We start from the raw sequence: 26,149 nt of genomic DNA on the forward strand, positions 1-26,149 counted from the left end.
TGGCTTCGTGCATGTCGTTGCCCCAAAACCGCGGAGCACTTTTGGGCGACATGCAGCAAGAGATAGCGTCTTGCCTTATGTTCGATAATCGGCTCATCTGTGCACGGGCTGTTCTAAGAAATAGACCAATGAATCGAGCACATCTTTCGCAGCTGGCGGTGCTGGCAACCGTTGCCCAGTGCGGCAGCTTTCGCGGCGCGGCCAGGGAATTGGCCATCGCGCCATCGGCGGTCAGCCATGCGGTGTCCAGCCTAGAGGCGCGGCTTGGCGTGCGACTGCTGGCACGCAGCACGCGCAGCGTTGCGCCGACCGAGGAAGGCGCGCAGTTGCTGGAGCGATTGCGGCCGGCGCTTTCCGAGATCGACCTGGCGCTGGAGACGGCGGTCGAGTCGCGCGACCGGCCGGCCGGGAACCTGCGGCTCAGCGTGCCGCGCACGGCAGCGCATCTGGTGCTGACGCCACGGCTCGGCGCCTTTGCCCGGGCCTATCCCGACATCGTGCTGGAGATCGTCATCGAGGACCGCTTCACCGATGTCGTCGAGGGCGGTTTCGATGCCGGTGTGCGGCTCGGCGAGAGCCTGCAGCGCGACATGATCGCGGTGCGCATCGGGCCGGACCTTCGCGGCGCGGTGGTCGGCGCGCCATCTTATTTCGAAGCGAATCCCAAGCCGCACCACCCGCGCGATCTTGCCGACCATCGCTGCATCCGCTTCCGCTTCTCCAGCGGCATCCTTTGCGGTCCCGGTGGATGCCGCGAACGGCCGCCATCCAGCGCTCGTCGGAATCCATATCGAAGCGCGGGTCCGACGATCCGAGGACATCGTGCGCCGCAGCCTCGAACTTTACCGTTGGGAATTTGAAAAGGACGGCGAGGAGATCGAGATCGCCGCGCAGGGGCCGCTGATCCTCGATGAAGACCATCTGATCGCCCAAGCTGTGGTCGACGGCGCCGGGCTCGCCTTCGTCTTCGAGCCCTATGTCCGCGCCCCGCTCGCCGACGGCAGGCTTATCCGCGTGCTGGAGGACTGGTGCCCCCCTTTCGACGGGTTCTTCGTTTATTATCCCAGCCACCGCCAGATGCGGCCGGCACTGAGGGCGTTTGTCGATTTTTTCAAGGTGAGTGGCTGAAGCGCGACCATCCTCCCCTTGTGGGAAGGGTCGATCCGCGTAGCGGATCGGGGTGGGGGTCTCGTAGGTCGCTGCCCCTGCTACGGCACTCCGCATTGGCTTTTCCATCGATTTCGGGCAAACCTCGTCTGATATAATCGACATGGAGATGCGTGATGTTCCGATGGGGTGTGTTGTCGACGGCCAAGATCGGCCGCGAGCAGTTGTTGCCGGCAATCGTCGAGGCGGAGAACGGCGTGCTGTCGGCGATCGCCAGCCGCGACCTGTCGAAGGCCAAGGCATTGGGTGAGCGGTTTGGCGCTCGCCATGCCTTCGGCTCCTATGAGGAATTGCTGGCCTCCAAGGACATTGACGGCGTCTACATTCCGCTGCCGACATCGCAGCATGTCGAATGGACGGCGAAAGCCATCGAAGCTGGCAAGCATGTGCTGGTCGAGAAGCCTCTCGCGCTCGACGCCAAGGACATCGCGCCGCTGATCAAGCTGCGCGACGCCAAGAAGGTGCTGGTCTGCGAAGCCTTCATGGTCATCTACCACCCGCAATGGATCAAGGTGCGCGACCTTATTGCCAGCGGCGCCATTGGCCGGCTGCGCCATGTGCAGGGTGCGTTCTCCTACTACAATGTCGACCCCAACAACATGCGCAACCAGCTTGACCTCGGCGGCGGCGCGCTGCCCGATATCGGCGTCTATCCGACTGTGTCGACGCGATTCTCGACCGGCAAGGAGCCTAGCCGTGTCCAGGCGACGATCGAGCGCGACAAGAAATTCGGCACCGACATCTATTCCTCGATCCGCGCCGATTTCGGCGACTTCGAACTGTCGTTCTATTTGTCGACGCAGATGGCGGCGCGGCAGGTGATGGTGTTCCACGGCGAGAAGGGTTTCATCGAGGTGTTTTCGCCCTTCAATGCCGGGCTCTACGACCATCACCGCGTCGAACTGCACAACCAGAACCACACCGAAGCGCAGGTGTTCCGCTTTCCCGGCACCCAGCAATACCGGCTGGAGGTCGAGACTTTTGCGCGCGCCGCACAGGGCGGCAAGGAACGCGTCTTCACGCTGGAGGAGTCCGTGCTCAACCAGAAGGTTATCGACGCCATCTTCCGCGCCGGCGGCAAGGACGGCTGGGAAGCCGTCTAACTCTCGGCAATAAAATAGCCGGCTAATTCTGGGAGGAAAGATGGCTGACGACGCGGACGTGATCATTGTCGGCGCCGGCCTTGCCGGGCTGGTTGCCGCCGCCGAGCTTGCCGAGGCCGGCAAGAAAATCATCATCGTCGACCAGGAGCCGGAGCAGTCGCTGGGTGGTCAGGCATTCTGGTCGTTCGGCGGGCTTTTCCTCGTCGATTCGCCCGAGCAGCGGCGCATGCGCATCCGCGATTCGCATGATCTGGCGCTCGAGGACTGGATGGGCACCGCGGCTTTCGACCGGCCGGAGGATTTCTGGCCGCGCAAATGGGCGGAAGCCTATGTCGGCTTCGCCGCCGGCGAGAAACGCTCCTGGCTCCTGCAGCGCGGCCTGAAGTTCTTTCCGGTGGTCGGCTGGGCCGAGCGCGGCGGCGGCAATGCCATCGGCCATGGCAATTCGGTGCCGCGCTTCCACATCACCTGGGGCACCGGCCCGGGGGTGATCGAGCCCTTTGTCCTGCGCGTGCGTGAGGCGCAGAAGCGTGGACTGGTCAGCTTCAAATTCCGCCACCGGGTCAATGAACTGACGCGGACGGGTGCTGTCGTGACTGGCGTGCGCGGCGATATCCTCGAGCCGAGCACGGCCGAGCGCGGCCGCAAGAGCTCGCGTGATGTCGCCGGCGATTTCGAGCTTCAAGCGCAAGCGGTGATCGTCGCCTCCGGCGGCATCGGCGCCAACCATCAGATGGTGCGGGAAAACTGGCCCAAGCGGCTGGGTGCCGCACCGAAGCGCATGATCACCGGCGTGCCCGATCATGTCGACGGCCGCATGCTGGCGATCACCGAACAGGCCGGCGGTTCGATCATCAACCGCGACCGCATGTGGCACTATGTCGAAGGCATCAAAAACTGGTCGCCTATCTGGACGGAGCATGCGATCCGCATCCTGCCCGGCCCGTCCTCGCTCTGGCTCGATGCCAGGGGAAAACGCCTGCCGGTGCCGCTCTATCCCGGCTTCGACACGCTGGGCACGCTCAGCCACATCATGAGCACCGGCTTCGACTATTCCTGGTTCATCCTGACCAAGAAGATCATCCAGAAGGAGTTCGCGTTGTCGGGCTCCGAGCAGAACCCGGACCTGACCGGCAAGAGCTGGCGCCGGGTGCTCGGTCGCGCCACCTCAGGCATTCCGGGTCCAGTGAAGGCCTTCACGGAGAAGGGCGAAGACTTCATCGTCGAGGCCGATCTCTCCAAGCTGGTTGCCCGGATGAATGCGCTGGCCGGCGGCGAGCCGCTGCTCGATCTCGCCCAGGTGGAGCGCGAGATCCGCGCCCGCGACAGGCAACTCGACAATCCGTTCTCCAAGGACATGCAGATCACCGCGCTGCGCGGCGCCCGCGCCTATCTCGGCGACAAGCTCATCCGTACGGCCAAGCCGCACAAGATGCTCGATCCGGCAAATGGGCCGCTGATCGCGGTGCGCCTCAATATCCTGACCCGCAAGACGCTGGGCGGCCTGCAAACCGATCTCGACAGCCGCGTGCTGAGCGCCGACGGCCAGCCGGTGCCGGGGCTTTATGCGGTGGGCGAAGCCGCCGGCTTCGGCGGCGGCGGCGTGCATGGCTATGCGGCGCTGGAAGGCACGTTCCTTGGCGGCTGCATCTTTTCCGGCCGTAGCGCCGGTCGGGCGGCGGCACGCTCGGTGGCGTGAAACGAAGCCATCGCTGGCGCTTGGGGTCCTATATGCCCGGGCGATAAACATATGACTTTTTTATATTTTTCAGATTTCGCCCGCCTCGAATACAAATGCCGATGCTTTTATCTTTCTGAGTGCAGCCGGTGCTGAGCCGCTGCAGGCAACCGCCACCTCGTGGCGGCGGAAAGAAGGAAGTCTTCGATGTTCCTCTCAGACGGGCTTTATTTGCCCACCCATCGCCCCTTGCCGGCGTCGCAGGTCGAACAGATCAGGCGTGCTGCGAACAGCAATCGCCAGCCGGTCAGCCTGGTCGCGCCGTTCACACTGACATGGTGGCTCCTGGTCGTCGGCGCCTTGCTGGCCGCCGCCGCGATCGCTGCCCAGCTGTCCTGAAAGGCAGGAGATGACCATGCAAAGCTCCCCTATTCCTCACGACGGAAACGCCCTTCACCGCTTTATCGTTGGACGCGATGGCGAAGGCCACTGGATCGCCCGCGACGAAGAAGGCCTGACCGGCGGCGTTTTTGCCGACAGGAATTCCGCTGTCCGTTTCGCCACCATGGAAAGCGGCCATCGCGCCGGAGCAATACGCTTCGCGCCGGCAAGCGTGCGGCTTTCCCTGTTCAACTGAGCCGCGCCCGGTTCCGCGCTGTCGGAACGATCTGGCCATGGACAATTCCAACGACATTGCCGGGCCAAACAGCGCCGATCTCGCCGGATTGCTTGATCGCCTGCGGCATGTAGGCCGGCTGCTCGAGCACCAACTTTGGCAGGCGGCACACGCCCTGTCGCTCGACAGATCGTCCCGGCAGGGCCGGCGATTTTCCGGTCTGATGGAGGCCGGCGCCATCCTAGACGCCGTCCTCCTGCTGGTCTCTTCGTCGAAGCCGGAGCGTTCGGTATCGGCCATCGGCAAGATCGGCGAGCGCTGGTTTTGCTCCATTGAAATCACGTCCGTAGAAACAAAGGCCGGGGTCGCCACAATCGAAGCAGACCATGTGGATCTGGCTGCCGCACTGCTGTCGGCCCTGCTTTCCTCGCACCTCGAAAAGACGGTGCGTCCAAGAATTCACTCAGGAGACTCTGATTGCCATGACACCAGAACAAGCCCGAATGCGCCTGACCGGAGCGATGACCGCACTGGTAACGCCGTTCACCGACGGCGAGGTCGATCTGAGGCAGCTGACCGCGCTGTTGCGCTGGCAGATCGAACAGGGGATCAACGGGCTGGTCCCATGCGGCACCACCGGTGAAGCCCCGACGCTGTCGTGGGAGGAGCGCCTGGACATCATTGCGCTGTGCGTGAAGATCGCCGGCGGCAGCGTGCCAGTTATCGCTGGCACCGGAACGAACAGCACCGAGACGACGATCGCCTTTTCGACAGCCGCCGAGGCCTTTGGCGCCGACGCCGCCCTCATCGTGACGCCCTACTACAACAGGCCGAGCCAGGAAGGGATCTTTCGTCATTTCGAAGCGGTCGCAGCCAAGGTCAGGATACCGATCATCGTCTACAACGTGCCGGCACGAACCGGGGTCGACCTGTCCGAGGAGACGATCGAGCGCCTGGCGCAAATCCCGACCATCATCGGCATCAAGGACGCTACCGGCGATGTGAGCCGGCTATCCTCGCTTCCGGCCGTGCTCAGGCGCCGCTTCATCTGCCTCTCCGGCCACGACGCGACGTCGTTCGGCTTCAACACGATGGGTGGGCGCGGAACGATCTCGGTGGTCTCCAATGTCGCGCCGCGACTGTGCGTCGAGATGCATGACGCCTGCCGGCAGGGCGACCATCACACCGCGCGGGCGATCCATCATCGCCTGCGGCCGCTGATCGCGGCGCTTGAACTGGAGAGCAATCCGGTGCCGGTCAAATATGCGCTCAGCCTGGCGCTGGGGCTGAGCCCGGATGTCCGCTTGCCGCTGACCGCTGTTCGCCCTGAAACCGAGGCCGCGATACGCGAGGCCATGTTGACGCTGAATGGCGGTAGTGCCGGCGTCTTGCAATCAGGATCGGTGCCTGCCTCGCCCACGCCGTGGCGGCTTTGACGGAGGCGCCTTGCCGTCGACGGCGTAAACCAGCCCCGGCTGGACGATCCATTCACCAGTGCGGAGCGTTTCGACATCGAAGCGCCCCGTGCGGTCACGCGGTGCGACGCCGACGAAATGATATTGCAGTCCGCTCGCATCGACGACGGTATCGGCGATCGGGTGATCGGCGAGCTGGCCGATAATTGCGCCTTGCTCCCTGAGGTTTGCCAAGACGAAATACTCCGTCGGAACCCTGTGGCTGAGGCCGGAGGTCAGCCAGCCTGAATGTGATTTCATGGTCGTCTGAAGCCAGTTTGTCGGTCGGGCCGCCAGTCAAACGGCGGCCCGGAATTACATAGTCGCTGGCTGCATAGGAATTCGAGAGTAGGTTTTGGCCTTAGATATAAAGGCCGCATAGGCGCCACCCACGATCAGAGATTCCGGCGCGGGCGCGGCTCGATACAGTCGGGCGACGGCGTCGTCGCCGGGCCGCCAGCGCAGTCCGGGCCGCCGGGTTGCATGTCCGGCCGTGGCGCACAATCGATTGCAGGTCCGCCGCAATCGGGACGGTCCGGCCTATCAGGCCGGTCTGGCCTGTCGGGTCGATCGGGCCGGTCCGGGCGATCCGGCCTGTCCGGCCTATCGGGGCGCCAGGGCCTGTCAGGTCGCCACGGCCTATCCGGTCGGTGGTCACGGTCGCGCCAATGGTGGTCGCGCCAGGGGCGGTCGCGATAATCGTCCGTATCGACGCATGCGCTGAGCGTAGCGGCGCAGATGATGAGCGCCAACGCGCTTCGAAGCCTGGTCATGTCTGTGATGTCCTGCTGTCGGTCAAACCCAGCGTGGTCTGCACCGCCTGCATTGCACCTGCATTACGCGGTCCTATCCGATCATGCCCAACTCACAGCATAGGAAAAAGCTCACCACAGCCATGTGCCCTTCCCCAGCGCTCTCACCGCGTCGACGATCCGCGTGAAACTTTCGCGGGCGCGGGCGACCGTGTGCCGAGCCCTGAGATAGCCATGCACCAAACCCGGCTCTTCGAACCAGGTAGCCTGCCCGCCCGCCGCGATCACCCGGTCGCGATAGGTCTCGCCGTCGGACGACAGCGGGTCGCATTCAGCGGTAATCAGCACCGTCAGCGGCAGATTGGCGAAATCGGTGTCGGCCAGCGGCGAGAGTGTTACGTCGCCGGTCCGGTCCGCGCCGCCGGTGCGGATATGCTTGTAGAATTCGAGATCGCGCATGGTCAGCATCGGCGCTTCGGCATGCGTGAGATAGGAACCCTTCGAGCGGTCGCCGCCAAGGCCGGGATAGATCAGCACCTGACCAACCGGCCGTTTCCCGGGGCCGCGTGTGGCGTGAGCAATGGCGGCGCAGAGATTGCCGCCGGCGCTGTCGCCGCAGAGCAGGATGGGATGGTCGCGGGTGGACGCAGCCCATGCGAAGGCGGTCATCGCATCGTCGAAAGCGGCCGGATGCAGATGCTCCGGCGCCAGCCGGTAATCGACCGAGACAACCTCGTAGCCGGTGCGGGCACAGAGCTCGGCGCAGACATCGTCATGGCTGTCCAGCCCGCCGAGGATGAAGCCGCCGCCGTGGATGTAGAGCACAGTTGCGGCTGGTTGCGGGGCGGTTCGATAGATGCGGATCGGGATGTTGTGAGTGGGTGTTGCTATGGAAGAGGTTTCGACCGCGACACCTTGGGGGTAGCCGACAAAGAATTCCCGGCACATGCGGTCGTAGATCGCGCGCTGCTGGGTGATCGTGTAGTCGATCGTATCGGGCGGATAATAGGAATTGGTGCGCTCGATGAAAGCCCAGGTCTCGGCGTCGATGAGGGTTTTGTAGTCGGTCATGGTGTCTGGATCGACTTCGAAGGTTGAGCCCAGGCACCCCCCTCTGTCCTACCGGACATCTCCCCCGCAAGGGGGGAGATTGGCAGCTTTGGTCGCGGCGCTTTTCTTGCGACGCTGGTGATTGGCCAAAGCAGAGATGACATCCGATCTCCCCCCTTGAGGGGGAGATGCCCGGCAGGGCAGAGGGGGTGCTTCGCGCTATCATTTCCGCAGAGTCACTTACCCTTCCACACCGGATCGCGCTTTTCGGCGAAAGCGCGGAAACCTTCCATGTTGTCCTCGGAGCCATAGAGCGCATCGACCGTCGCCAACTGGCGGCGCGTCACCCGGTTCATGGCGTCCTGGAAGGTCAGCGCTTCGGCCACGCGCGCCGTCTCCTTGATCGCCGCAAACACCAGCGGCGGGCCGCTGGCGAGCAGGCGGGCGATCTCCCAGACGCGGTCCTCGAGCTTCTCCTTGGGCAGCACCTCGTTGACCAGGCCCCAGCGATGCGCCTCGGCGACATCCATCCAGCGGCCGGTGAGCAAAAGGTCCATGGCGACATGATAGGGGATGCGCTTCGGCAGCTTGATCGTCGCCGCGTCGGCCAGTGTGCCGGCCCGGATTTCGGGCAGCGCGAAAGAGGAATGATCGGAGGCGTAGATGAGGTCGCAGGACAGCGCCAGCTCGAAGCCGCCGCCCACCGCCATGCCGTTGACGCAAGCGATGACCGGCTTGTTCAAATCGCGCAGTTCCTGCAGGCCGGCGAAGCCGCCGACGCCATAGTCGCCGTCGACCGCATCGCCGCCGGCAGCAGCCTTCAGGTCCCAGCCGGCGCAGAAGAACTTGTCGCCGGCGGTCTTGACGATAGCGACGCGCAATTCCGGATCATCGCGGAACGCCTTGAAGGTCTCGCCCATCAACCGCGAGGTCTTGAGGTCGATGGCATTGGCCTTGGGTCGGTCGAGCGTGACCTCGAGGATCGAGCCTTCGCGGCGGGTCGAAATGACGTCAGACATTCTTGTTCTCTCCCAGCACCAGCAGCGCGTCGGCGATCCAGGCGCCCTTGCCTTCGACGCAGACGATCAGTGGGTTGATGTCGAGTTCCTCGATCTCGCCGGCATTTTTCTGCACGAATCCGGCAATGCCCGCGATGGCGTCGATGGCTGCCGCGACGTCGGCCTTCGGCCGGCCGCGATAACCTTCGAGCAGCGGGAACAGTTTGAGGCCGCGCAGTGCGGCCTCAATGTCGTCGCGCGTCGCCGGCAGCATCAGCGTGACGCTGTCGCGCAGCAATTCGACCAGTACACCGCCGGTGCCGAGCGTCATCACCGCGCCGAACATCGGATCCCTGGTGAAGCCGACGATCAATTCGGCGACACCGTCGCGCACCATGCGCTCGACATAGAGGCCGGTGCCGAGCGGCAGCAGATCATGCGCCGCCGTGGTCACGGATTCTGCGTCCTTGAGGTTGAGCCTGACGGCGCCGACCTCGGACTTATGGGCGACACCGAGCGCCTTCAGCGCAACAGGAAAGCCGAGCGCCATCGACGAGATCACCGCCTCGACCGCATTGCCGGCGCGCTCGCCTTTCGGCACGGGAAGCCCGGCCTTGATCAGCCGCGCCTTGGCCTCGGCCTCGTCAGGCGTGACATGCTCGCCGCCGGCAGCGCCGGAAGCAGAGGTGTCGATCGGCTGCGCCTGCGGTTCAGCCCACGCCCAGCCGATGAAGGCTGCTGCGCCTGCGGCATCCATCGCCTCGGAAATGCCGAACAGCGGCACCATGCCCCGAGCCATCAGTTCGGCGGTGTATTCTTCCGGCAGGTTCTCCGGCAGCGAGGAGACGATGGCACCATGCGCCTTGTTGGTCTTCAATGCCGATTCGAAGGCGCGCAGCGTCGCCCACCAGTCGGTGACCGAGCAGCGGTCGGGACGCGGAAAGTCGAGCACCAGCATGTTGAGGTCGAAGCCGCCCGACACCATGGCGGTGAAGGTGGCGGTCATTGCCGGCTCGTTGTTCCAGATGAAGGTGTGGTAGTCGAGCGGGTTGGCGACCGCGACCAGCGGCCCGAGCGTCGATTTGACATGGGCCCGGTGCGTTTCCGTCAGAACCGGGAAATTGACCCCGCGGCCTTCGGCGCTGTCGGCCATGACGGAGGCCTCGCCGCCTGAGCAGCTCATCGACGACAGTCGATAGCCGGGCAGCGGGCCGGTGATGTGCAGAAGCTTCAGCGCCTCGATGAAGGCAGGAATGGAATCGACGCGCGCAATGCCAAGCCGCCTCAGGAAAGCGCCGGAAGCCGCATCCGAGCCCGCCAGCGAAGCGGTGTGCGAGACGGTCGCTTGCCTGGCCTGCTCGGAGCGGCCGACCTTCATGGCGATGATCGGTTTTTTCAGCTCGCGCGCCCTGGCGGCCAACCGTTCGAAGCCGGCTACGGAGTCAAAAGCCTCAATGTGCAGGCCAAGCGATGTGACACGATCGTCCTCGATCAGGCCGAGCGCCATTTCGGAGAGGCCGGTCTGCGCCTGGTTGCCGGCGGTCATCAGGAAGGCGATCGGCAGGCCGCGCTTCTGCATCGTCATGTTGATGGCGATGTTGGAAGACTGGGTGATGATGGCGACGCCCTTGCCGCCTTCCTCCAGCCTGATGCCGCCATGCTGGTCCGGCCACAGAAGCGCGCCGTCGGCATAGTTGATCAGGCCGTAGCAGTTCGGCCCGATGATCGGCATCTGGCCGGCAGCGGCGACCAGTTCGGCTTGCAGGCGCTCGCCGTCATCGTCATAGGCCTCGGTTTCGAGGAAGCCGGCGGCAAAGCAGACGGCGCCGCCGGCGCCACGCTCGGCCAGCGCCTTGATCACCTCGATGGTCAGGTGCCTGTTGACGCCGACGAAGGCGGCATCCGGCGCGCCGGGCAGGTCGGCTACCGAACGATAGGCCTTGCGTCCGGCAACCTCGTCCTTGGTCGGGTGTACCGGCCAGATTTCGCCGGCAAAACCCATCTTGATCGATTGCGCCACGACGGCGGCGGCCTGCACGCCACCGAAGACGGCGATCGATTTCGGGCGCAGGAGACGTTCGAGTTTATGCATGGTGATCTTTTCGTTTGAGCGCGGTGTCTGACGGATCCAGACTTTGGCGCATCATGCTCTAAGCGCCGAACGGACGCAGCAGCGCCCGCGAAATAATATGTCGCTGAATCTCCGAAGTGCCTTCCCAGATGCGCTCGACGCGGGCGTCGCGCCAGATGCGCTCCAGCGGCAGGTCGTCCATCAGCCCCATGCCACCATGGACCTGGATGGCTTCATCGGCGACGAAAGCGAGCATCTCGGTGGCCTTCAGTTTGGCCATGGCCATGTCCTGGTCGGTGACGGTGCCCTGATCGTACTTCCAGCCGGCTTCGAAGACCATCAGGTCGGCGGCTTTCAGTTCGGTCGCCATGTCGGCGAGCTTGAACGACACGCCCTGGAACTTGCCGATCTGCTGGCCGAACTGCTGGCGCTGCGCCGCATATTCAACCGCATGGCCAAGCGCCCGCTCGGCGCGGCCGAGGCAGGTGGCGCCAACCTGCAGCCGGGTGGCGCCCAGCCAGGAATTGGCGACGTCGAAGCCCTTGTGCACTTCGCCAAGCACCTGGCTTGCAGGCAGCCGGCAGTCGTCGAATTCGAGGATGGCGTTGGTGTAGCCGCGATGCGAGACGTTGCGATAGCCGTCGCGCACCGTGAAACCCTTGGTACCCTTGTCGACGAAGAAGGCGGTGATCTTCTTGCGTTTTCCGCGCGGCGAATCCTCTTCGCCCGACGCCATGAAGACGATGGCGAAATCGGCGAGGTCGGCATGGCTGATGAAGTGCTTGGTGCCGTTCAGCACCCAATCGTCGCCATCCTGCACAGCTGTCGCCTTCATGCCGCGCAGATCGGAGCCGGCGCCTGGCTCGGTCATCGCCAGGCAGTCCCATTTCTCGCCACGGATGCAGGGGAACAGATACTTTTCGCGCTGCTCCGGCGTGCCGGCCAAAAGGATGTTGGAGGGGCGCGCCACGCAGGTCCAATGCAGCGCATAATTGGCGCGACCGAGTTCCTTCTCGTAGAGCAGCCATGTCACCGTATCGAGGCCCGCGCCGCCGACGTCCGCCGGCATGTTGGCGGCATAGAGCCCGGCTTCAATCGCCTTGGCCTTGATCTCCTCGATCAGCTCGCGGCGCAGCACACCGGTGCGTTCGACCTCGCGCTCATGCGGATAAAGCTCGTTCTCGACGAAGGCGCGCGTCGTCTCGACGATGAGTTTTTGTTCCTCCGAAAGACCGAAATCCATGGTCTCAGCCTTTCTTCTTTTTCTTTGGCTTCTCCGCCTTTTTCACCGGCTTGGAGGCCTTGGCCTTCTCAGCAGCCTTGGAGGCCGCCGGCTTCTTCGCCGCCAGCTTGGCGAGCTGCTTGGTATAGTCCTTGTGCAGCGCGCCGGCACCCCAGCCCTTGCCTTTGTTCTGCTTCGACAGCGCATCCATGATCGCGACCAGATTGTCGTCGCGGATCTTTTCCAGCTCGCGTATCGACAGGCCATGCGCCTGGTCGTCCGACTGGGTGGCGATCAGGTCGACCAGCTCGTCATTGAATTCCGGCACGTCCATCAGCTTGGTCCACGGCCATTTCAGGCACGGCCCGAACTGCGCCATGAAGTGGCGCATGCCGGCCTCGCCGCCGGCGACGCGATAGACCTGGAACATGCCCATCTGCGCCCAGCGCAGGCCGAAGCCGTAGCGCATGATATCGTCGAGTTCCTCGACCGTGCAGATGCCGTCCTTGATCAGCCACAGCGCCTCGCGCCACGCTGCCTCGAGCAGACGGTCGCCGACGAAGGCCTCGATCTCCTTGCGGATGACGACAGGCTTCATGCCGATCGAGGCGTAGATCTCCTTGGCGACCTCGATCGCCTCGGGGAAGGTCTGCTCGCCGCCGACGATCTCGACCAGCGGCAAGAGATAGACGGGATTGAACGGATGGCCGACGACCAACCGCTCGGGATGCTTCTTCATCGCCACCTGCATGTCGGTCGGCTTGATGCCTGATGTCGACGAGCCGACAATGGCATTGGCCGGCGCATGGGCGTCGATCTCGGCCAGCACGCGGTGCTTGAGGTCGAGTCTCTCAGGCACGCTCTCCTGGATGAAATCGGCATCGGCCACCGCCTCGGCGATCGTCTTGGCAAAGGTCAGTTTGCCCTCTTTCGGCAAGCCGCCGGGCACCATCTGTTTGTAGGCGCGGCGCGCGCCCTTCATCACTTCCGAGACCTTGCGCGAGGCCTCCGGATCGGGGTCGAAGATCGACACGTCGATGCCGTTCAAGAGCAGGCGCGCCACCCAGCCGGCGCCGATGACACCGCCGCCGATGGCGGCTGCCTTGTTGATGATGCTCATGCGGAAGCTCCGGTTCTTGTCTTGGCTGTTTCGGGGTCGATGAGAGGCACGCGCTCGCCGGCGCGGATCACCGAGGGGTCGTAGGCCTTGCGAGCGAAAACCTCGAGCACGAAGGGCCGGAAGAACGCGATCGGAAGCATCTCATAATCGGGATCGAAGCTCGACTGGTCCCAGCGCTCACAAAACTGGTCGCAATCGTCGAAATAGGCGTGGCCGGCGAAGCGGTCACGCGCGTGGCGGTTGCCGCCGAGATGATGGGCGTAATAGAACCGCTGGAAGTCGCCGTGCTTTTCCACCACCCAGGTGCATTGCTCGCGCACGAAGGGTTTCAGGATCGAAGCGGCGTATTCGTCGTGATTGTAGGGCGCGTAGATGTCGCCGATGTCATGCAGCAGCGCGCAGGCGATCCAGTCGGTGTCGGCGCCGTCACGCCAGGCACGCGTCGCCGCCTGCAGCGAATGGCCGAGCCGGGTGATCTTGTAACCCGACAGGCCCTCGTCGAGCTGTACCAGCGCGTCGAGCAGGCGATCGCCGGTCTTGGCGGCATAGTCGATTTCATGGGCGGTCAGGAACTCGTAGTCGTCCCTGTCGCCGTCCTTCATCGCGGTGAATTTGACGGTATCAGCCATCGCCAAACTCCCGCCTTACGCCGCGGCTGCGATCGGCGCCCGCTTGGTCAGGTTGAGCTTCTTGCGCACTTCCTCGGGCCCCAGGATCCGGGCGCCGAGATTGGTGACGATGCTGGCGGCGCGTTCGACCAATTGCGCGTTGGTGGCGAGCACACCCTTGTCGAGCCAGAGATTGTCTTCGAGACCAACGCGGACATTGCCGCCGGCCAGCACTGCAGCCGCGGCATAGGCCATCTGGTTGCGGCCGATGGCGAAGGCCGACCAGTTCCAGGTCGACGGCACGTTGTTGACCATCGCCATGAAGGTGTTGAGATCGTCAGGCGCACCCCACGGCACGCCCATGCAGAGCTGCACCAGTGCGTCGGGGTTCAGCACCTTTTCCTCGACCAGCTGCTTGGCGAACCAGAGATGGCCGGTGTCGAAGGCCTCGATCTCCGGCTTGACGCCGAGCGCCGTCATCATGCCGCCCATGGCGCGCAGCATGCCGGGCGTGTTGGTCATGACGTAGTCGGCCTCGGCGAAGTTCATGGTGCCGCAGTCGAGCGTGCAGATTTCCGGCAGGCACTGGCGCACATGTTCCATGCGGTTGGTGGCACCGCCCATGTCGGTGCCCTTTTCGTTGAGCGGCAGCGGAGCCTCGGGCGAGCCGAACACCATATCGCCACCCATGCCGGCGGTGAGGTTCAGGATGACATCGACGTTCGCGTCACGGATGCGCTCGGTCACTTCACGGTAGAGATGCACATCGCGCCTGGGCTTGCCGGTCTCTGGATCGCGCACATGGCAGTGGACGATCGCCGCACCGGCCTTGGCCGCGTCGATGGCCGAATCGGCGATCTGCTTGGGCGAACGCGGCACATGCGGAGAGCGATCCTGTGAGCCGCCGGACCCGGTCACGGCACAGGTAATGAAAACCTCACGGTTCATCGCAAGCGGCATGGAATTCTCCTCCTAATCAAACAGAGAGCACAGCATTGCGCGACTTGCGGGAGGTTGCTTTGCGCTTTACGAAGACGACATGATAAAAAACGAAAAGATGACAATCTTTCGCTCAGAGCAATCGCCGCTGAAGGTGACGTTGCTGGTGTTTTCCGGGGCGTCCATCATGTGCGTGGCATGCGCGGTCGATCCGCTGCGCGCCGCCAACCGCATCGCCGGCGAAACCCTGTTCGACTTCAAACTGGTTTCGGTGACCGGGGAGGCGCCTGTCACGACATGCGGCCTGCCCGTGGCGGTCAGCGGCCGGTTCGATGCGACGGAACCAACCGATGTTCTTGTCGTCGTTGCGGGCTTCGGTACGCAGAACTATGCCACGTCTGCCTTGCTCGCCGGCCTGCGCCGGGCGGCGCGCTCGGCCCGCGCCTGCGGCGGCGTCGAGGCCGGCACATGGCTGGTGGCGCGCGCCGGCTTGCTGGAAGGGCGCAGCGCCACCACCCATTGGGAGGACATGGAGGACTTTTCGTCGGCCTTTCCCGGTGTCGACGTGCGCCCCGATCGATACATCATCGATGGGCCAGTGTTCACCACGGGCGGCGCGTCGCCGACCCTGGACCTAATGCTGCACCTTATCCGCACCCGGCTCGGCATGGCCGTGGCGCTGGATGTGGCAAGCGCGTTCATTTACGACCAGGCGCGCGTGGCGACCGATGCGCAGCCGCTGGTCTCGCTCGGCCGGCTCGATGGCTACGATCCACGCCTGGCGCAGGCCATCCGGCTGATGGAGGCTCATGTCGACCAGCCACTGACCATAGAGGCCATCGCCAAGCGTGCCGGGGTGACGGCACGGACCCTGGAAAGCATCTTTCGCAAGTCGATCGGCGAGACGCCGGGCGCCTATTATCTCAGGCTGCGGCTCGGTGCGGCACGCCGGCTGGTGGTCGACACGCGTGTGGCCATGGCGGATATTGCCGGGCGGACGGGATTCTCGTCCGCCGCAGCATTTTCCAGAGCGTTTTCAAGAGCTTTTGGCGAAGCCCCGGTCAGGCTGCGCCGAGGATAATCATATCCAGGGGATTAGGCGGCGTTCTGTCGCTCGCTGCCGGCGTCCATCTGCGAGCGCATCTGCCTTGCCAGGCGGACTTCAAACCGGCTGCTGACAGCCCGATCCCATTCGTTTTTCACATTGTCGGTCGGCCGCGGCAGCGCCATCAGCCGGTCGATGATCGATCCGGTCTCGCCGGGTGACAGTAGGGCGTCGATTTCGCGTTCGTGCTGCATATCGTTCGCCTCCTTCCTTTTCACCCGCCACAAGGTCACTCTTATACGAGATACGTGACGGCTGTTTGAAGGCAAGAGCGAGGTGATTGAGGGGCGCGAAGGGGCAAAACCTTGTCGCCGGATGCGCCCTTTGGCGCGAGGCCGTTCCAAGGCGGCAGGAGTGTTATCCCGCCGCCCTTCGAGCAATACGAATCGGCTTTCCGCCCTCAGACGTAGCGGTTGACGATGTTTTCCAGCAATTCCTGGCGGCCGGAGCGCGGCTGCGGCTCGATCTTCTTCTTCACCACGCGTTCGGCGATGTCCTCCAGCGTGCGCTTGCCCGACAGCATTGCCTTGGCCTCGGTGCTGTTCCAGCCGGCATAGCGCTCGGCCAGCGGACCCGACAGTGCCTTGTCCTCGACCATGCGAGCCGCAGCCTTCAGACCGCGCGCGCAAGAATCCATGCCGCCGATATGGCCGATCAGCAGGTCCTGCGGGTCGAGCGACTGGCGGCGCAGCTTGGCGTCGAAATTGGTGCCGCCGGTCTTGAAGCCACCGGCCTGCAGGACCTGGTAGTAGGCCAGCGCCATTTCCGGCACGTTGTTGGGGAACTGATCGGTGTCCCAGCCGGACTGGTAGTCGTTGCGGTTCATATCGATCGAGCCGAAGACGCCGAGCGCATTGGCCAGCGCCAGTTCGTGCTCGAAGGAATGGCCGGCGAGGATGGCATGGCCCTGCTCGATGTTGAGTTTTACTTCCTTCTCCAGGCCGAAGCGCTTGAGGAAACCGTACACCGTGGCGACATCGTAGTCGTACTGATGCTTTGTCGGCTCCTGCGGCTTCGGCTCGATCAGGATGGTGCCCTTGAAGCCGATCTTGTGCTTGTAGTCGACGACGAGGCTGAGGAAGCGGCCGGCCTGTTCCTGCTCGCGGGCAAGATCGGTGTTGAGCAGCGTTTCATAGCCCTCGCGCCCGCCCCACAGCACGTAGTTCTCGCCCTTCAGCCGCTTGGTGACGTCGATGCAGCTCTTCACCGTCGCCGCCGCATAGGCAAAGACATCCGGATCGGGGTTGGTGGCGGCACCCGACATGAAGCGGCGGTTGGAGAACAGGTTGGCCGTGCCCCAGAGCAGCTTGACGCCGGTCTGCTTCATCTTGCCGGCAAAGTAGTCGGCGATCTCGTCGAGACGGGCCGCACTTTCGGAGAAATCCTTGCCCTCGGGCCGGACATCGGCGTCGTGGAAGCAGAAATAGGGGGCGCCGAGCAGCGAGAACATCTCGAAGGCGACGTCGGCCTTGAGTTTTGCCAGTTCCATCGTGTCGATGCCGCCGGCCTTCGGGAACCAGGGACGGTCGAAGGTCTGGCCGCCGAAGGGATCGCCGCCCGGCCAGGCGAAGGAATGCCAGTAGGCGACGGCGAAGCGCAGATGGTCTTCCAGCCGCTTGCCGGCCACCACCTCGTCGGGATTGTAGAACCGGTAGGCCAGCGGATTGGTTGAATCCGGCCCCTCATATTTGATCTTCTGGATGTCGCCGAAAAATCCGCTGCTCATGATTTCTGTCCTCTCTCGAATAGTTCGCCCTGATTACCTCAGGCGTAATTGGTTTCGGTCTTGGGCTGGTCGAAAAGGCGGATGTCAAAGCCGTCAAACAAAGGAGACAGACCATGACCGACCTCAACACAATCGCCGAGGGCTACATCACCGCCTGGAACGAAAGCGATGCCGCCCGTCGCGCTGAATTGCTCAAGGCAACCTTCACCGAGGACGTCAGCTATCGCGATCCGCTCATGCAGGGCGATGGCCATGAAGGCGTCGCCGCGCTGATCGACGGTGTGCAGCAGCGCTTTGCCGGCTTCCGGTTCTCGCTGAAGGGCACGCCGGACGGCTTTGCCGACAAGATCCGCTTTTCCTGGAATCTCGGCCCGGAGGGCGTTCCTTCGGTCATCGAAGGCACGGATATCGGCGTCATCGAGAACGGCCGCCTGAAGAGCGTCACCGGCTTCCTCGACAAGATCCCGGCGCAATGAGGCTAGCTGGGTAAGGGCGGTGCGAGGCACCCCCTCTGGCCTGCCGGCCATCTCCCCCGCATGGGGGGAGATTGGCTGGCACCAGCGCCTTCGACAATCATCCACCTTGCAGGACTGGCACAGCCGTCAACGCTGCTAATCTCCCCCTTGCGGGGGAGATGCCCGGCAGGGCAGAGGGGGGTGCCTCGCGCCAACTCACTCGGTTACAGCCCTGATCGCAGGATACAGCGCCCGGTAACGCTGATAGGCGTGCGCATAGGCACCGCCAAGCGCGGCATCCGGCTCAATCGTAGCATCCGTCCTCGGCGCCGTGCATACGGCCAGCGGATCGGCGCCCGTCGCCGCGATCAGGCCGAGCCTGGCCGCGCCAAAAGCGGCGCCGAAATCGCCGTCGGCCGGAATATCCACCGGCACCTGCAGCGCGGTGGCGATCGATTTCAGCCAGTAGCGCGAGCGCGAACCGCCGCCGATCGCCGTTACGCGCGTCAATGTCGTGCCGGCTGTCTTCAAGGCTTCGAGGCTGTCGCGGAAGGCGAAGGCGACGCCTTCGAGGACGGCCTGGGTCAACACCGCGCGGCTCGATTCATGCGCGAGCCCGGTGAAGGACCCACGGATGGCGGAATCATTGTGCGGCGTACGCTCACCCGAGAGATAAGGCAGGAACGACACGCCGGTCGGCCCCTTCAGCGTATCGCCGAGTTCCGATGTCAATTCGCCTGCGCCTTTGCCCGTGATCTCCGACAGCCAGTTGAGCGAATCGGTCGCCGACAGGATGACCCCCATCTGGTGCCAGGTGTTGGGCAGCGCATGGCAGAAAGTGTGGACAGCACTGGCCGGGTTGGGCAGATAGGACGCGTTGGCGGCAAACAGCACGCCCGATGTGCCCAGCGAGACAAAGGCATGGCCGGCGCCGACCGTGCCCATGCCGCAAGCCGAAGCCGCATTGTCGCCGGCGCCACCGGCAACCGGTATGCCGGCCTCGACGCCCCATTTCGACGCCAGCTCGGCACGCAGCCCGCCGGCCTTCTCAGTGCCCTCGACCAGCGACGGCATTTGGCTCTCGTCAAGGGAGGTGGCGGCGAGCAGGTCCGGCGACCAGCGGCGCTTGCCGACATCGAGCCAGGACGTGCCGGCCGAGTCGGACATTTCCGAAATGTGTTCGCCGGTCAGCCAAAGCCGCAGGAAATCCTTGGGCAGCAGGACTTTCGCCACCTTGGCGAAGACGGCGGGCTCGTTGTTCTTCACCCAGGCGAGCTTTGGCGCCGTGAAGCCCGGGAAAACGATATTGCCGGTCAGCGCGCGAAAGCGCGGATCGGCGTCGAGTGCGGCCGCCTCGACATGGCTGCGCGTGTCGTTCCACAGGATGCAGGGGCGCAGCACATGATCGGCCGCATCGAGCAAGGTGGCGCCATGCATCTGGCCCGACAGGCCGATGCCTTTCACCGCCGCGAACTGCTTGGGATGGGAGGCCTTGAGTTCGGCGATCGCGTCTTCGCAGGCGCGTATCCAGTGGGACGGATGCTGCTCGGACCAGCCGGGATGTGGCCGCGAGACATCAAGCGCGCCATGGCCGGAACCGACGACGGTCTGTCCGGCATCGATCAGCAGCGCCTTGACGCCCGACGTGCCCAGGTCGAGGCCGAGATACATGTTTTCCTCCCACGTCCTTATTTTTTCGGATCCCGAAAAAATCTGGCCGAGCCAGTTTTTAAGGCAAGATCGGCTTGCGGTCAATTCTCTGACAAATCGGCTGCGCGCCGTGAGAACAGCGCCGACAGTGGGCTGTCGGGCCGCGCCATCGAACGCTCGGCGGTGAGCGTCCTGGCGAGCGCGCCGTCACCGGCCCGCAAGGCCGCCTCGATCAGCGTCAGATCGATGACATCGCGCTGTGCGTGACTGCCGCCGAAACGATGGGCGATCGCCCGGATCGGCTGGATCAGGCGCATGGCCTCGCTGTAATTGCCCGCGCCGAAAGCCTTGACGGCCAGCGTCAGGGGATGGCCGACATCGCGGGTGAAGGCGGCATTGTCGTCATTGCCGCGCATGGCCTCGCGTTGCGCCTCGAGCAAGGTGCGGGCCGGGGCGTCGAGCCCGGCGCCGACAAAGGCCATCATCGCATGCGCATCGTTGAAGGCATAGTTGCCGGCGCCAACCTTTGGCCAGTTGGCGGCGAGCACCGTCCAGCGGTCACCGACATCGACGCCACCGAGATAAAGCCGCCACAGGATCGCCGAGGCATCGACCATGTTCAGCGCCATCGCCGACGGCGTGCCGTAGATCGGCCCGTCATAGAGCGCCAGCACCTCGTCGGTCTCGCCAAGATCGTAGTGAAACAGCGCCAGGTGCCACCAATTGTGCACCTGGAGGAAACTGTCCCTCGTCCACGCCTCAGGGTCGGCGCGCATCCAGGCGATGCCATCCCTTTGCCGGCTTTGCATTTCCATCACATGCGCCACGGCGTGCTGCGCCCAGCCGTCGCGCGGCTCGATTCCGACCGCCGTGCGGCCGAGCTTTTCGGCCAATGCGTACTCGCCCATCTCCTCTAGCCCGAAGGCCTGCATGCCGAGCATGGCGTGATAACCCGGCATGTCGTTCTGCCATGACGGCAAGGCGCGGGCGATGCGATCACGCAACATGCGGGCATTGCCGGTGAAGAAGTCGACCTGATGCCCGACCTGCAGCGCCACGGCGTCGAGCGGGCTCTCGATGGCGATATCCTCAAGAATCCTGGCGGCGTCATGCCAGCGTCCATTGGCGAGGTGGCCGAGCGCTGAGACATGCGCCTGCTCGCGCGTCGTCGCGGCCAGCGGCAGGGCCGCCTCGTGGCAAGCCCTGGCCACCGCCGTCGCGTCACGCTCGGTGGCGAGGCCGAACAGATAGCCCTTGAAGACATGCGCCATGACGAAACCGGGGTTCTCCGCGATGGCGCGGTCGACGGAGGCTACGGGGTCGCCGATGAAGCACTGCAACTGGCTCACCGCCTGGCTGTAGAGCGTGAACCCCGCTTCCGTCGCGCCCGAAAATGCCAGGCCGAATGTGTCCTTGATTGGCATGCAATGTCCTTTGATCTGCCTGCGACAAAGCCCCAGACCCTTCGGGCCAAAGCGATCTTAACGCATGGGCCACGGACGTGCCAATCACGCACTATACAAGGTCTATCCCAGTAGCCTTTTCAGTTCATCAACCATGACTGGCAGATTAGGCTTTGTAAAAGTGAACGAATTGTGGCTTCATTGCGGCGCGGCGGAGGGCTTGTAATCGCGATCTGAGAGGGGACGCGATGCGGCATTTTGAAATACAGCTTCCGAGCAGCCGTTCGGAGTACGTTGGCGAGGAGATTGCTTTGTTGCGGCGAAGGTCGCGGCAAATCCATCCATGGTTTATTAGCTTACTTGCAACTACAGCGCTGGCGTTGCTGCCCAATTCCGCGGCCTTGGCGGCCTGCGCGCTGGTTCCGTCGGCGGGGAATACGACCTTCACCTGCGACAGCGGCGATTCGGGCGGCAGCCTCACCGATACCAGCGGCGACAACACGCTGAATTTTCCCGCCGGCGGCACCGGCCAGATAAGCGGCAGCGTCACCTTCGGCGTGGGCGCGGACCGCATCAACATGCAGTCCGGCACCATCACCAGCACGGTCGACCAGGGCGACGGCACGGATTTCTTCACCATCGGTGGCGGCACGGTCGCCGGCAATGTCCAGCAAGGCGCCGGCATCGACGACTTCAACATGAGCGGCGGCCAGATTGGATCGCTCAACCAGGGCGACGGGCTCGACACCTTCACAATGACGGGCGGGCGCATCGTCGATTTCTTCGACGATGGCGATCATGCGGTGATGACCGGCGGCCGCATCGGCCGAGTCAACATGAAGCTCGACAAGAACTATTTTAACATGTCCGGCGGCACCATCGACCGCAACCTCGTCACCGGCTTCGATCAGGACACCATCATCCTCTCCGGCGGCACGATCGGCGGCAACATCAGTGTCAGCGGCGGCAATGACAGCGTGACAATCACCGGCGGCACCGTCGGCGGCGATGTGCTGATGAGCTTTGGCGCCGACAATTTCGTCTGGAATGGCGGCGGCATCATCTATGGTTCCGTCGACCTCGGCGGCGACAACGACACCGCCAAGCTCAGCAACCTCACCAACGCCAATCTCGGCGACACCAACGCGATCACCGGCGGCGCGGGTACCGACACGCTCACCTTCGACAACGTCAAGCTGGACGGCATTGCCAGGGTCCAGAACTGGGAAACCATCAACGCCGACAATGACACCGAACTGACGCTGGACGGCAATCTGGTGCTCGGCGACAGCGGGACCGGCACGGGTACGCTCAATGTCGACTCTGCGAGCACGCTCTATGGCGGCGGCTTCAACGCCGAGATCCGCGGCTTTACGGCAGGCCAGATGGCCGAAGTGATGAACGCCGGCCGCATCGACCTCACCAACGGCACAACCGGCGCCACTGACCGGCTGACCATATCGGGCAATTACACCGGGCTTGGCGGCCTGCTGCTCATCCAGACTGAGCTTGGCGACGACAACTCGGCTTCCGACCGGCTCGTCCTGTCGGGCGGGACCGCCTCCGGATCGACCGGCATTGCGGTGGTCAATGTCGGTGGCGCCGGCGCACAGACCACCGCCGACGGTATCATGGTCGTGCAGGCGACCAACGGCGCCACATCCAGCGCGAGCGCCTTTGCCCTGGACGCGCCGGTCGCGGCGGGTGCCTTCGAATATTATCTGTTCAAGGGCGGCGTCAGCGCCGGCAGCGACGAGAACTGGTATCTGCGCTCGACGCTGAATACGCCGGCGACGCCGGCAGCCGCTCCGCCAGCGCTGGAACCCACCCCGCAGCCGGAACCCGAACCGCCTGCGGCCGAGCCACCGCCGCCGCCACCGTTCGAGCTTCCGCCGGTGCCAGTGCCGACAGAGGGCGACATCAACAATCCGCCGGTCGATCCGACACCGCCGGTACAGGCCAGCGACCCGCAACCCGAGCCGCCACCACCACCACCACCGGCGCCACCCGCGGACCCGCCGCCACCTCCACCGGTGGTGCCGACCGCCGTGCCGGATTTGCCAACTCCGGCACCCGGTGAGCAGATTCTGCTCTACCGTATCGAGGTTCCGGTCTATTCGGCCTTACCGCCGGTGGCCGAGCACCTGGCGATGACGACGCTCGGCACCTTCCATGAACGGCGTGGCGAGCAGAGCTTGCTGTCGGACAACGAGATGTCACCGGTCTGGGGCCGCATTTTTGGCCAGGACGCCAAAATGGGCTGGTCGGGAACGGTGTCGCCCTCCTTCGACGGCACGCTGTTCGGTCTCCAGGCGGGCTTCGACCTGCTCGGACGCGAGACCGCCGCGGGCGGAATCGATCGCGCCGGCCTGTTCGTCGCCTATGGCAGCATGCGCGGCGACGTACGCGGCCAGGCGCTGGGACAGAACGACCTGTCCGTCGGCAAGCTCGACATCAACGGCACCAGCGTTGGCGGCTACTGGACCCGCATCGGCCAAAGCGGCTGGTACCTGGACGGCGTCTTGATGGCGACCTTCTTCGGCGGCAACGCGGCGTCGTCACGCGACATCGGCATCGATGTCGGCGGCACCGGCGTCACCGCTTCGCTGGAAGGCGGCTATCCCATTGCGCTGGCGCAGGGCTGGACGCTCGAACCGCAGGCGCAACTGGTCTGGCAGCATCTGTCACTCGATGACACCAATGACCGCTTCTCGTCGGTTTCCTTCGGTACCGACGACAGCGTTAGCGGCCGGCTGGGTGTGCGGCTGCAGGGCGAGACAACGATCAACGGTATGGCGCTGCAGCCCTATCTCAAGGCCAACATCTGGCATGATTTCGGCGGTACCGACACTGTCAGCTTCGACACCACCGACATTTCGACCGAGGGCCGATCGACCTCGTTCGAGTTCGGCGGCGGCGTCGTGGCCAAGGTGACGGACAAGGTCAGCATCTTCGCCACCGGCGACTACACCACCAATCTCGGCGGCGACAAGCGCCGCATTCTCGAGGGCAATCTGGGCTTCAGCGTGAAGTGGTGAACCACCATCCGAAACCGGAAACCGGTTTCGGATGGAAGACAGGCGGCTAATTGCCCGAACGCATCGCCACCGTGGCGATGCCGGCGCCGACCAGCAGCGTGCCGCCGGTGCGGTTGAAGATGCGGATCGCCTTGGGATTGCGCACGACGTTGCGGGCGCGCGCGGCGACCAGCGCATAGCCGAAGGCATTGGCAAAGGCGAGCGCCAGGAAGGTCGTCTCGAAGATCAGCATCTGCGTCCAGAAATCGGCATGCCGGTCGAGGAACTGCGGCAGGAAGGCAACGAAGAAGGTGATGCTTTTCGGGTTGAGCGCGGTGACCAGCCAGGCATGCGCCATCATCTTGGCCGAGGACACCGCATCGGTGCGCGGTTCTGCCTTCAGCGCGCCGCCGGCGCGGAACAGCTTGACGCCGAGATAGATCAGATAGCCGGCGCCAATCAGCTTCAGGACGGTGAAGACACCAGCCGACGCGGCAAGCAGCGCGCCGATGCCGAGCATCGACAAGGTCATGGCGGTGAAGTCGCCGAGCGCCACGCCAACCGCCATCGGCAAGGCTGTGCGCCAGCCCTGGCCGAGCGCATAGGACACGACCAGCAGGATGGTCGGACCCGGAATGATGAGGAGGATGGTCGAAGCGGCGGCGAAAGCGGCCCAGTTTTCGAAGGACATGTCTGTTCTCCCTTGGGTTAAGGAAAAGGATAAATCCTGAACCCCGGGAGAATGTAAAGAGGCCTGATTTTTTGTTTTACGCAATTGCGGGCGGAAGACCGCCACACGCCTTTCCTGGAATTGCCGCGCTATCAATTGCGCCAAAGGCAGGTTGGCGTCAGTTCGCGCCGCTCAGCGTGCTCACTATATCGGCGAGGCTCACATCGGCACCGAGAACCAATGCGGCCGCGACAATGGCAGCGCCGAAAAGCTTGATGTCGGCTTTTAACGTCTTGCACATGGAGGCCCCTCGCTGATCGCCTGATGGGTAGGAGAGGCCGGTGCCGGGATTATGACCCGACCTAGGTATTTTTTGTGCAGGAACGCTCGTGGCGGTGAGCCAGCACGGCCTGATGCCGCCAGGAACCGCGCAAATGCAGGCAGCGCAAGGCATTCACGCTTTATCAACCATGAATGATGAAAATGCCCACCATCCGGCCGGACCGTGCTTCCCGCCGACAGCGTAGGGTTTGGGTATATGCGTGAGTTGCCGCAAGGTCTGACGCCGCCACGAAACGGCGACGCGATCGAAACCGATCATCATCTTTCCCGCCGCGCCATCCTGTCCGGGGCAGGCGCGCTGGCACTGCTCAGCGCCGCCGGCTGTTCGACCTCGGGCGACGGCGGTATGCCGATGCTCCAGCTCGACAATACGGTCACCGGTTCGGTGCCGCCGATGCGGCCCGCGATCAGCGTCGACAAGAACATCACCAGCGCCGATGTCATGTATGCCGCGTTGACCGACAACGGCTTCAACGTGCCGGAAGTGCCCTATCTCAAGGTCAAGCCGGAATTCCGCCGCCAGATCGTTGTCGACACCACCGGCGAGGCGCCCGGCACCATCGTCGTGCATCTCAAGGAGCGCATGCTCTATCTCGTCCAGCCGGGCGGCGACGCCATCCGCTACGGCGTCGGCATCGGCAAGGACGGCTTCCGCTGGTCCGGCCGCGCCAACATCCAGTATGGCAGGGAATGGCCGGTCTGGACGCCGCCGCCGGAGATGATCCAGCGCAAGCCCGAACTGGTGAAGTGGCAAGGCGGCCAGCCCGGCGGCCTCACCAACCCGCTCGGGGCGCGTGCGCTCTACATCTACCAGGATGGCAAGGACACCGGCTACCGCATCCACGGCTCGCCCGAATGGTGGAGCATCGGCCAGGCGATGTCGTCGGGCTGCGTGCGCCTGATCAACCAGGACATCATCGATCTCTACAGCCGCGTTTCGAAGAAAAACCCGGTCGTCGTCATGTGATCGTTTATCCTCCCGTTTCTCCCGTTGCGCGATGCG

Annotated in this window: 24 protein-coding genes and 2 pseudogenes; 12 read left to right on the top strand and 14 right to left on the bottom strand. The window is 64.1% G+C overall.

The features are described from left to right. Window positions 1-128: 128 nt before the first annotated feature. The 8 genes and pseudogenes from AC56QX_RS03765 to dapA form a co-directional block, all read left to right on the top strand. Window positions 129-731, top strand: a pseudogene (locus AC56QX_RS03765) (LysR family transcriptional regulator); the annotation flags it as partial. Between the two features lie 109 nt (window positions 732-840). Beyond that, window positions 841-1,128, top strand: a pseudogene (locus AC56QX_RS03770) (LysR substrate-binding domain-containing protein); the annotation flags it as partial. A gap of 155 nt (window positions 1,129-1,283) precedes the next feature. Further along, complete coding sequence (locus AC56QX_RS03775; RefSeq protein WP_497113775.1) at window positions 1,284-2,270, top strand: Gfo/Idh/MocA family protein; 987 nt, start codon at window positions 1,284-1,286, stop codon at window positions 2,268-2,270. Between the two features lie 40 nt (window positions 2,271-2,310). Further along, complete coding sequence (locus AC56QX_RS03780) at window positions 2,311-3,969, top strand: FAD-binding dehydrogenase (protein ID WP_497113776.1); 1,659 nt, start codon at window positions 2,311-2,313, stop codon at window positions 3,967-3,969. 186 nt (window positions 3,970-4,155) lie between these two features. Continuing rightward, window positions 4,156-4,347 carry a hypothetical protein gene (locus AC56QX_RS03785; protein WP_497113777.1) on the top strand — a complete coding sequence of 64 codons (192 nt, stop codon included), beginning with the start codon at window positions 4,156-4,158 and terminating at the stop codon, window positions 4,345-4,347. A 16-nt stretch (window positions 4,348-4,363) separates the two neighbouring features. Beyond that, entirely contained in the window at window positions 4,364-4,585 is a 222-nt protein-coding gene (locus AC56QX_RS03790) for a hypothetical protein (RefSeq protein ID WP_497113778.1), read from the top strand. Window positions 4,586-4,622: 37 nt separating this feature from the next. Next, the gene (locus AC56QX_RS03795) at window positions 4,623-5,207 is read left to right on the top strand and encodes a hypothetical protein (protein ID WP_497113779.1); all 585 of its coding nucleotides are present in this window, start codon (window positions 4,623-4,625) and stop codon (window positions 5,205-5,207) included. Next, window positions 5,095-6,000 (top strand): 4-hydroxy-tetrahydrodipicolinate synthase, encoded by a 906-nt coding sequence (gene dapA, locus AC56QX_RS03800; protein ID WP_497117674.1) that lies wholly within the window; start codon window positions 5,095-5,097, stop codon window positions 5,998-6,000. Before AC56QX_RS03795 ends, dapA begins: the two co-directional genes overlap by 113 nt. Here the strand turns inward: dapA and AC56QX_RS03805 are convergent. The 8 genes from AC56QX_RS03805 to bcoG form a co-directional block, all read right to left on the bottom strand. Beyond that, on the bottom strand, window positions 5,959-6,279 hold the full coding sequence (locus AC56QX_RS03805; RefSeq protein WP_497113780.1) for a hypothetical protein: 321 nt from the start codon (window positions 6,277-6,279) through the stop codon (window positions 5,959-5,961). The two genes, dapA and AC56QX_RS03805, sit on opposite strands and share 42 nt — an antisense overlap. A 623-nt stretch (window positions 6,280-6,902) precedes the next feature. Further along, complete coding sequence (locus AC56QX_RS03810) at window positions 6,903-7,841, bottom strand: alpha/beta hydrolase (RefSeq protein WP_497113781.1); 939 nt, start codon at window positions 7,839-7,841, stop codon at window positions 6,903-6,905. A gap of 215 nt (window positions 7,842-8,056) precedes the next feature. Then, window positions 8,057-8,839 carry a carnitinyl-CoA dehydratase gene (locus AC56QX_RS03815; RefSeq protein ID WP_172220876.1) on the bottom strand — a complete coding sequence of 261 codons (783 nt, stop codon included), beginning with the start codon at window positions 8,837-8,839 and terminating at the stop codon, window positions 8,057-8,059. Continuing rightward, window positions 8,832-10,910 carry an acetate--CoA ligase family protein gene (locus tag AC56QX_RS03820; RefSeq protein WP_497113782.1) on the bottom strand — a complete coding sequence of 693 codons (2,079 nt, stop codon included), beginning with the start codon at window positions 10,908-10,910 and terminating at the stop codon, window positions 8,832-8,834. Before AC56QX_RS03820 ends, AC56QX_RS03815 begins: the two co-directional genes overlap by 8 nt. Window positions 10,911-10,968: 58 nt before the next feature. Then, complete coding sequence (locus AC56QX_RS03825; RefSeq protein ID WP_475454552.1) at window positions 10,969-12,132, bottom strand: acyl-CoA dehydrogenase family protein; 1,164 nt, start codon at window positions 12,130-12,132, stop codon at window positions 10,969-10,971. 4 nt (window positions 12,133-12,136) lie between these two features. Continuing rightward, on the bottom strand, window positions 12,137-13,231 hold the full coding sequence (locus tag AC56QX_RS03830; RefSeq protein WP_497113783.1) for a carnitine 3-dehydrogenase: 1,095 nt from the start codon (window positions 13,229-13,231) through the stop codon (window positions 12,137-12,139). Continuing rightward, window positions 13,228-13,860: an HD domain-containing protein gene (locus tag AC56QX_RS03835; protein ID WP_497113784.1), complete on the bottom strand. Its 633-nt coding sequence runs from the start codon at window positions 13,858-13,860 to the stop codon at window positions 13,228-13,230. The genes AC56QX_RS03830 and AC56QX_RS03835 overlap by 4 nt, the downstream gene beginning before the upstream one ends. A 15-nt stretch (window positions 13,861-13,875) precedes the next feature. Beyond that, window positions 13,876-14,799 (bottom strand): 3-dehydrocarnitine:acetyl-CoA trimethylamine transferase BcoG, encoded by a 924-nt coding sequence (bcoG, locus tag AC56QX_RS03840; protein WP_475436700.1) that lies wholly within the window; start codon window positions 14,797-14,799, stop codon window positions 13,876-13,878. Window positions 14,800-14,878: 79 nt separating this feature from the next. Between bcoG and AC56QX_RS03845 the strand changes: the two genes are divergently transcribed. Further along, window positions 14,879-15,859 carry a GlxA family transcriptional regulator gene (locus AC56QX_RS03845; RefSeq protein ID WP_258587981.1) on the top strand — a complete coding sequence of 327 codons (981 nt, stop codon included), beginning with the start codon at window positions 14,879-14,881 and terminating at the stop codon, window positions 15,857-15,859. A gap of 14 nt (window positions 15,860-15,873) precedes the next feature. On the opposite strand, the gene AC56QX_RS03850 is transcribed toward AC56QX_RS03845, so the two are convergent. Both AC56QX_RS03850 and xylA read right to left on the bottom strand, forming a co-directional pair. After that, on the bottom strand, window positions 15,874-16,077 hold the full coding sequence (locus tag AC56QX_RS03850) for a hypothetical protein (protein ID WP_497113785.1): 204 nt from the start codon (window positions 16,075-16,077) through the stop codon (window positions 15,874-15,876). A 206-nt stretch (window positions 16,078-16,283) separates the two neighbouring features. Further along, window positions 16,284-17,609: a xylose isomerase gene (xylA, locus tag AC56QX_RS03855; protein ID WP_497113786.1), complete on the bottom strand. Its 1,326-nt coding sequence runs from the start codon at window positions 17,607-17,609 to the stop codon at window positions 16,284-16,286. Between the two features lie 113 nt (window positions 17,610-17,722). Here xylA and AC56QX_RS03860 point away from each other — a divergent pair, with 113 nt between their 5' ends. Further along, window positions 17,723-18,085, top strand: a complete 363-nt coding sequence (locus AC56QX_RS03860) for a nuclear transport factor 2 family protein (protein ID WP_497113787.1) — start codon at window positions 17,723-17,725, stop codon at window positions 18,083-18,085. 195 nt (window positions 18,086-18,280) lie between these two features. Here AC56QX_RS03860 and xylB read toward each other — a convergent pair whose 3' ends face one another. Continuing rightward, window positions 18,281-19,735, bottom strand: coding sequence for a xylulokinase (gene xylB / locus AC56QX_RS03865; RefSeq protein ID WP_497113788.1), 1,455 nt, complete (start codon window positions 19,733-19,735; stop codon window positions 18,281-18,283). An 80-nt stretch (window positions 19,736-19,815) separates the two neighbouring features. Beyond that, complete coding sequence (locus tag AC56QX_RS03870) at window positions 19,816-21,138, bottom strand: tetratricopeptide repeat protein (protein ID WP_497113789.1); 1,323 nt, start codon at window positions 21,136-21,138, stop codon at window positions 19,816-19,818. Window positions 21,139-21,365: 227 nt separating this feature from the next. Between AC56QX_RS03870 and AC56QX_RS03875 the strand changes: the two genes are divergently transcribed. Further along, a complete protein-coding gene (locus AC56QX_RS03875; RefSeq protein ID WP_497113790.1) occupies window positions 21,366-24,155 on the top strand; it encodes an autotransporter family protein in 2,790 nt (929 codons plus the stop codon). Window positions 24,156-24,201: 46 nt separating this feature from the next. Here AC56QX_RS03875 and AC56QX_RS03880 read toward each other — a convergent pair whose 3' ends face one another. Together AC56QX_RS03880 and AC56QX_RS03885 are read right to left on the bottom strand one after the other, a co-directional pair. After that, window positions 24,202-24,825 (bottom strand): LysE family translocator, encoded by a 624-nt coding sequence (locus tag AC56QX_RS03880; protein WP_497113791.1) that lies wholly within the window; start codon window positions 24,823-24,825, stop codon window positions 24,202-24,204. Between the two features lie 157 nt (window positions 24,826-24,982). Beyond that, entirely contained in the window at window positions 24,983-25,105 is a 123-nt protein-coding gene (locus tag AC56QX_RS03885) for a hypothetical protein (RefSeq protein WP_497113792.1), read from the bottom strand. A gap of 237 nt (window positions 25,106-25,342) precedes the next feature. Between AC56QX_RS03885 and AC56QX_RS03890 the strand changes: the two genes are divergently transcribed. After that, window positions 25,343-26,113, top strand: coding sequence for a L,D-transpeptidase (locus AC56QX_RS03890; protein ID WP_475454572.1), 771 nt, complete (start codon window positions 25,343-25,345; stop codon window positions 26,111-26,113). The last annotated feature ends 36 nt before the right edge of the window (window positions 26,114-26,149 follow it).

The organism is Mesorhizobium sp. RCAM 06353, from assembly GCF_059683585.1.

Excerpts from the sequence above, each read along its gene's own strand:
- AC56QX_RS03835 (WP_497113784.1), bottom strand. The coding sequence starts at position 13,860 with ATGGCTGATACCGTCAAATTCACCGCGATGAAGGACGGCGACAGGGAC.
- AC56QX_RS03820 (WP_497113782.1), bottom strand. The coding sequence starts at position 10,910 with ATGCATAAACTCGAACGTCTCCTGCGCCCGAAATCGATCGCCGTCTTC.
- AC56QX_RS03875 (WP_497113790.1), top strand. The coding sequence starts at position 21,366 with ATGCGGCATTTTGAAATACAGCTTCCGAGCAGCCGTTCGGAGTACGTT.
- AC56QX_RS03845 (WP_258587981.1), top strand. The coding sequence starts at position 14,879 with ATGATAAAAAACGAAAAGATGACAATCTTTCGCTCAGAGCAATCGCCG.
- AC56QX_RS03885 (WP_497113792.1), bottom strand. The coding sequence starts at position 25,105 with ATGTGCAAGACGTTAAAAGCCGACATCAAGCTTTTCGGCGCTGCCATT.
- AC56QX_RS03790 (WP_497113778.1), top strand. The coding sequence starts at position 4,364 with ATGCAAAGCTCCCCTATTCCTCACGACGGAAACGCCCTTCACCGCTTT.
- AC56QX_RS03860 (WP_497113787.1), top strand. The coding sequence starts at position 17,723 with ATGACCGACCTCAACACAATCGCCGAGGGCTACATCACCGCCTGGAAC.
- AC56QX_RS03830 (WP_497113783.1), bottom strand. The coding sequence starts at position 13,231 with ATGAGCATCATCAACAAGGCAGCCGCCATCGGCGGCGGTGTCATCGGC.
- AC56QX_RS03815 (WP_172220876.1), bottom strand. The coding sequence starts at position 8,839 with ATGTCTGACGTCATTTCGACCCGCCGCGAAGGCTCGATCCTCGAGGTC.
- AC56QX_RS03795 (WP_497113779.1), top strand. The coding sequence starts at position 4,623 with ATGGACAATTCCAACGACATTGCCGGGCCAAACAGCGCCGATCTCGCC.
- AC56QX_RS03850 (WP_497113785.1), bottom strand. The coding sequence starts at position 16,077 with ATGCAGCACGAACGCGAAATCGACGCCCTACTGTCACCCGGCGAGACC.
- xylB (WP_497113788.1), bottom strand. The coding sequence starts at position 19,735 with ATGTATCTCGGCCTCGACCTGGGCACGTCGGGCGTCAAGGCGCTGCTG.
- bcoG (WP_475436700.1), bottom strand. The coding sequence starts at position 14,799 with ATGCCGCTTGCGATGAACCGTGAGGTTTTCATTACCTGTGCCGTGACC.
- AC56QX_RS03825 (WP_475454552.1), bottom strand. The coding sequence starts at position 12,132 with ATGGATTTCGGTCTTTCGGAGGAACAAAAACTCATCGTCGAGACGACG.
- AC56QX_RS03805 (WP_497113780.1), bottom strand. The coding sequence starts at position 6,279 with ATGAAATCACATTCAGGCTGGCTGACCTCCGGCCTCAGCCACAGGGTT.
- AC56QX_RS03810 (WP_497113781.1), bottom strand. The coding sequence starts at position 7,841 with ATGACCGACTACAAAACCCTCATCGACGCCGAGACCTGGGCTTTCATC.
- xylA (WP_497113786.1), bottom strand. The coding sequence starts at position 17,609 with ATGAGCAGCGGATTTTTCGGCGACATCCAGAAGATCAAATATGAGGGG.
- AC56QX_RS03785 (WP_497113777.1), top strand. The coding sequence starts at position 4,156 with ATGTTCCTCTCAGACGGGCTTTATTTGCCCACCCATCGCCCCTTGCCG.
- AC56QX_RS03775 (WP_497113775.1), top strand. The coding sequence starts at position 1,284 with ATGTTCCGATGGGGTGTGTTGTCGACGGCCAAGATCGGCCGCGAGCAG.
- AC56QX_RS03870 (WP_497113789.1), bottom strand. The coding sequence starts at position 21,138 with ATGCCAATCAAGGACACATTCGGCCTGGCATTTTCGGGCGCGACGGAA.
- AC56QX_RS03880 (WP_497113791.1), bottom strand. The coding sequence starts at position 24,825 with ATGTCCTTCGAAAACTGGGCCGCTTTCGCCGCCGCTTCGACCATCCTC.
- AC56QX_RS03890 (WP_475454572.1), top strand. The coding sequence starts at position 25,343 with ATGCGTGAGTTGCCGCAAGGTCTGACGCCGCCACGAAACGGCGACGCG.
- AC56QX_RS03780 (WP_497113776.1), top strand. The coding sequence starts at position 2,311 with ATGGCTGACGACGCGGACGTGATCATTGTCGGCGCCGGCCTTGCCGGG.